This is a genomic window from Spiroplasma sp. Moj (assembly GCF_016082285.1).
GTDB classification, from domain to species: domain Bacteria; phylum Bacillota_I; class Bacilli_A; order Mycoplasmatales; family Mycoplasmataceae; genus Spiroplasma; species Spiroplasma phoeniceum.
In genome coordinates this window covers 1-5311 of the sequence record NZ_MQTY02000074.1, presented here as the reverse complement: position 1 = coordinate 5311, position 5311 = coordinate 1, and the positions used below count along the sequence as shown (strand labels likewise).

Genomic DNA, 5311 nt, shown 5'->3' with positions numbered 1-5311 from the left:
ATATAAATAGTATTTCTGACATAAATTAAAATAATTAATGACATTTTGATAAATATAATTTATTTCTTTTGTAAGTTTTTGTTGTAAATATCATTTTTTTATTTTTCGTTGTAATGAATATAATTCATTTTCAGTTGGAATGCTTGTTACCATATACTTTTTCATTTTAATCTCCATTCTAATTTAAAGACTAAATCAGTGGTCTAAAATGTATATGGTTTTCACACAGAAATAATTCAAGTTTCTTGCTTTCTAACCTAACCTATCAATGCGATATAATTAAATATGTGTAAAAATTACACAAAATAGAAAAAACTTTAAAAACTTTTATCAAAAGCAACAGATAAAACTTTTAAAGCTTTGGACTCCAACAACTTAAAATTAATGAATAAGATTTACGATGTTAATTTCAAGTTTTGGCAATAGTTTTAATTACTTAGAACACCTTTCTAGCAAAGGTGTTTTTTATTTGTTTAATTTACATTTTAAAAATTTAAATTGCATTTATTTGCGAATGACAATGTTTTTTCTCAATATGCTTGTTGATTAGCAATTAAGGCGCCAGTATGTGCTGCTTTCTGAACAAGAAAAATTTCACTTTTCGCATTTTTATTTTGTTGTAAATAATACATTACAACAGAATTATGGTATTTCACAAAATTATCTTTTGTTCCATGAATAAATAAAATTGGTAAATCTTGTAACTGGTTATTTTCTTTTAGTAAATTCATTTGTTTTAAATTTGTTTTTGAATGTCGACGAAAATTTTTATTAATTCCTAATGACATTAATCATCACGGTAATTTGATATATTTATGTAAAAAAGCCCGAATCTGTTGGACTGGTTGTGAAAACGGACAATCAACAATTAATCAATCAGTTTTATTTTCTAAATAAAACTGATGGGCATATCATAAGGCAGTTGATGCTCCCATACTAATTCCAAAAACCCCAATAATAGTTGGTGTTTTATGTTTTTTCAACCATGTAATTAAAAAATTTAAAATAATGGCATTCGTCACACCTAAATCTGATTTTTGACCATAAGTATTTCCATGGGCATATGCATCAAAAGTTAAAATATTATAACCATCTTGATAAAAATGATATACGTTTTGTAATCCCAAATATTTATTTCGTTTAAAGCCATGTAAACCAACAACTCACTTTGATGAATGTGGATGTTCTAACATTAAAGTACTAATTTTATTATTATTAAATTCAATAAAAGTTTCTTGGCAATCATCTGGTTTAATCATAAAATCCCTTAATTTCTTTGCCTTAACATCGGCTTCTAACTGTTGCAGTGAATTTAATTCAATATTATTTTGATCAAGCCCACTTCGTTTATATTTAAACAAATATAGAATAAAAACTTTTGAGCAAATAAAAGATAATAATAAAACAATTGGGAAAAAAATAATGACTAATAAAATCCGTCAAAAATTATAATTATATTTTTTTAATTTTCGTAAACTTTTTTTATAATTTGTTATCATCATTTCACCACCAATAGCTTATTAATATGCAATTTATAATATATTTATCCCATAATTCTATTATAATTTTATTATAAAAAACATTTTTTATTATCTTTTAACCAAGTATACCACTTTTTTAACATATTCTTTGGATTATTTAATAATTTATAAATTAATATAATCCGATTAAAACTTTTACCAACATTTATCAAAAATAACAAATAATTTGTTAAATTGCTAAAGAACATTAGCAAATTATTGTTCTAATATTTTATTTAATGTTTCTATAGGAAGAAGGGATTTATCGATGCTAGTCGCACACCGTGGATTTCGTAGCCCTGCTGGTGAAAACCGCATGGTTGATTTTATTAATGCTTTGCAAATTTGTCGTGGGGTTGAATTTGATATTCGTATGACAAAAGACCAAAAAATTATTATTTTTCATGATTATAACTTTAAACGAATTGGAAATGTTAACAAAACAGTTCGTAGTTTTACTTATCCAGAAATTAAAACAATTGATTTTTTTGTAAAAAATCCAGCAATGTTGCCTCCGCTATTTATTGAAGATTTTTCCAATAAAATTGCTAACCAATACGAATTAATTAATGTTGAAATCAAACCTGATCGTTATACACCCAACGAATTTGAAATGTTAAAAAATGCTCTATTAACATTAAGAACAAAAACAACCGCAGAAATTATTGTTTCTTCATTTGGGCATTCTGCTTTAACATTTATTTCAACTCTTGATAAGGAATTTAAAAAGGTTATTTAATTGAAAGTTTAAAAGATATTGATGAAAACTTAATTATGCATTTTGATTATTTACATCATTCAATTGCTACTGCAAAACAAAAAAAGAATGTGCCAATTATTAAAAAACTTAATCTGCCCTTAAATCTTTGAACTTTTAAAAATAATAAAGATGTCAAAGTAGTTAATAATTTATATGATAAAACTTTTATTCATGGCTATATTAGCGACAATGCTACTTTAAATCCTAATTTAAAATAACATTTGTTATTTTAGAAAGGAAGTAAAAAATAAAAAATAGTAAGCAAAAAAGTCTTAATCGTAAAACAATTAATATTATTGCTATCTTAGCTTTAGCTGATGTTTTAGTGATGGCTGTCCCATTTTATTTAAAAAATGTTATTTATTCTGTTAAAATTGCTGATGGTTTAGGAATCACTGCTTCTGAATTCTCACAAGCAAATGCCATTTATGGTTATGTTGCGTTATTAAGTTATTTTGTTGGCGGTTATTTTGCTGACCGGTTTAATTTAAAAAAATTAACATTGCTTGGATTAGGAAGAATTGGAATTGTTAGTATTTGATATGGTGTAATTCCCTTTATAAATAGTGGAAAAATCATTCAAGTATACATTATTTTTTCGTTATGAAGTTTTATTACCTGCTTTATTTTTTGAAGCGCCTTATGAAAACTACTTTCAGAACAAGGAACACCAGCTGAAAATGGAAAATTAAATGGAATACATGGTAGTTTAAACGGTCTAATTAGAACAATTTTAATTGCCTTTGCTTATTTAGTCTTTTGATTATTTGAAAATGTTTGAACAGCATCATTAGGTAATTGAGCATTTAGCACATTAGTTTTTATTTTTACCGGTTTAATTTTTATTAATTGTTTACTATATATGAAAATTTGTTCCTGATTTAAATCACAACTCTAATCAAGTTACTACTTTTAAAATTAAAGATCTTGGAAAAACATTAAAGAATTTTAAATTATGAATTGTAACGTTATTAATTATAGGGGTTTATATGTATCAATCAGGATTAAGTGTTTTTGTTACTTTTATGCAAGATGCTTTAAAAATTATTCCAATTATTGTGGTTGTTGCTGGAATTTTACGAACATATTTTTTCCGCTTTTTATTTAGTGCTCCCGCTGGAAAACTAGCTGATCGTACACAAAAATACATTTTATTTATTGTTATTGGTTTAACTTGTGCTTCAATTATTACAATCACTGCAATTAGTTTACCTGGATACACCGAAACTTCTTTTGAAACATTAAGTAACACCTGAAAAATAACTATTCAAAGTATTATTATTATTATTTTATACTTAATGCTAGGAATTATTTGTTGAGCCTTAGTTACTAATCGATGAGCAACAATTTATGAAATTAATATAAGTCAAAAAGAATATGCTGCCTCAGTTGGTTTAATTTCATTTATTGCTTTTTCCCCCGATGCTTGATTTTGACAAATTGATTCTCTATTGTTAAAAAATTATGGAACCGAAGCCGGCTATCTTTCTAATAAACTAGCTAACCAAATTAGTTTAGCAATTATTACTGCAATTGGTTTATTCGCAGCAATTATTGGTTTTGTTTTATTACTAGTTTTGCAAAAAGAAAAAAAAGCAATGAATTATAATGTTGCTTAATTATTAAATTAAAAATGGTGTTGTGAATAACAACACCATTTTTAATTTAACTTATTTCTTAACTTTCTTTTGTGCCTTAGCTGCTTTTTTTAGTCGACGAAGGTTATGAACTTCAACTAGTGTAATCTCTGTTACTTTTTCACGACCATTAAACAAAATTAAGCCGACAGTCAAACAAAAGACCGGACCAATAATTCAAATTCAAGTAAAGAACATTAAAGTAATCATTAATAAAGCACCAGCTAATCGTGCTCCAATTTTACCTTTTAAAGCAAAAATAAAGCAAAAAATAAAACCAATTAAAGCAAAAATTGCAATACAAATAAAGGCAATTAAAACCCGACTATCAATGTTATAATGCTCAATAAAATCATATCTTATCATGGATTTAATATTAGAACTTTGCTGAGGAAAAAAATTATCATAAATAAGTGCCATATCAAGAACAATAATATCAATGATAATATTAAAGACTAAAACAATAATTCCTATAATAAAACCAGTGATGGTAACCTTATTAGTTTTCATCACATATTGAATTGGAACAATCTTAACATTTTTGTTCCGATAATAACGGAAGTACAATAAATTATTAATGAAAATATAAAAATATTGTAATGAAACTGCAACAACACAAATTACTACTAATGCTGTGGCAACCATAAAATCACCACCAGGTTTAAAATAATTTAAGAAAAAGTATGGAAAAAGAGTTCTAGGGTCTTTGCCATCTAAATGTCGATAAGTTCCTCGTATTAAAATGATTGTTAAATATGCTACCATATATAACATAATTAATCATAAATACTTTTTGTGATGTTCTTCATAATAATAATAATGATCACCAGCTGTTAAAACATAACTTATAATCATTATAACTGGCATCACTAAATGTAAAATAACTGTTGCCACTCAGTGATAAGGACGATATTGTGCTGCTTGATCTTTTTGACCAACAATACCAACTCAAAAAACTAACATTGTAATTGTAATGTACGTTGTAACTGCTAATTGAATCACATAGTGTGGTTTTGTATTTTTAAATTTTGATTCAAACAAATATAAGAAAAAATATAGAGCAACAATATAATTAGTTTGCGTTGTAAAAAACGAATAATAATTAGAAATTCTTTCACCATAACCTAAGTGTGCAAATTTTGGTTGTGGATAATAAATTGCCATGATTAAATCAAGCAATAAAAATAAACTTAAAATAATTAAAGCTCCCAAACGTAAATAAAAATGGACGCGAGGATTTCACTTGAACATTGTATAACTCCTTTAACATCAAATCACATAATATATATTTTAGTCATTTTTTAGGTAAAGTACAAGTAGGCATTATTATTTTATTGTGAAAACCATATACATTTTAGACCACTGATTTAGTCTTTAAATTAGAATGGAGATTA

4 protein-coding genes and 1 pseudogene are annotated in these 5311 nt (G+C 25.7%); 3 read left to right on the top strand and 2 right to left on the bottom strand.

Annotated features, from left to right (window positions below):
• Positions 1-485: 485 nt before the first annotated feature.
• Positions 486-1502: an alpha/beta hydrolase gene (locus tag BST80_RS03940; RefSeq protein WP_415746056.1), complete on the bottom strand. Its 1017-nt coding sequence runs from the start codon at positions 1500-1502 to the stop codon at positions 486-488.
• A gap of 286 nt (positions 1503-1788) precedes the next feature.
• On the opposite strand from BST80_RS03940, the pseudogene BST80_RS03935 reads away from it, so the two are divergent.
• The 3 genes and pseudogenes from BST80_RS03935 to BST80_RS03925 all read left to right on the top strand — a co-directional run bounded on the left by BST80_RS03935 (position 1789) and on the right by BST80_RS03925 (position 3899).
• Positions 1789-2498 (top strand): annotated as a pseudogene (locus BST80_RS03935) (glycerophosphodiester phosphodiesterase).
• A 110-nt stretch (positions 2499-2608) separates the two neighbouring features.
• A complete protein-coding gene (locus BST80_RS03930; RefSeq protein ID WP_415746055.1) occupies positions 2609-3178 on the top strand; it encodes a hypothetical protein in 570 nt (189 codons plus the stop codon).
• 91 nt (positions 3179-3269) lie between these two features.
• The gene (locus BST80_RS03925; RefSeq protein WP_415746054.1) at positions 3270-3899 is read left to right on the top strand and encodes a hypothetical protein; all 630 of its coding nucleotides are present in this window, start codon (positions 3270-3272) and stop codon (positions 3897-3899) included.
• Positions 3900-3950: 51 nt separating this feature from the next.
• Here BST80_RS03925 and BST80_RS03920 read toward each other — a convergent pair whose 3' ends face one another.
• Entirely contained in the window at positions 3951-5168 is a 1218-nt protein-coding gene (locus BST80_RS03920; protein WP_415746053.1) for a hypothetical protein, read from the bottom strand.
• Positions 5169-5311: the final 143 nt, after the last annotated feature.